Annotated in this window: 1 protein-coding gene; it reads right to left on the reverse strand. The window is 71.7% G+C overall.

Annotated features, from left to right (window positions below; translation table 11 throughout):
• Window positions 1–283, reverse strand: a 283-nt coding sequence (locus OP79_RS49345; RefSeq protein ID WP_033329940.1) for a BRCT domain-containing protein, incomplete at both ends; no start/stop codon positions are given.

Here is a 283-nt window from a genome sequence, read left to right on the forward strand (position 1 = left end):
CCGGCGACGACCAGGGTGGTCTTCTTGGAGACGCTGGAGGAGGAGCGGCCGCCGGCGCGTTCGATGAGCTCGTTCATCTGGTTGCGGCTGAGCTTTTCCAGTACGCCGGTCATGGCGCCGGTCACGACCACCGTCATCCCGGCCAGCGGCCCGCCCGCCGGCTGCGGGCTCTGCGGGCTGCCGTCGCAGTCATCGGCGGCGTCGGTGGTGGCCACGGCGGGCGGGGTGGCGCCGGGTTCGGTCATGTTCACCCCGGCTGTGGCGAGTTTGTCGATGAGCGGGG

This window comes from Streptomyces yerevanensis (assembly GCF_000716805.1).
Taxonomy (GTDB): Bacteria; Actinomycetota; Actinomycetes; order Streptomycetales; family Streptomycetaceae; genus Streptomyces; species Streptomyces flaveus.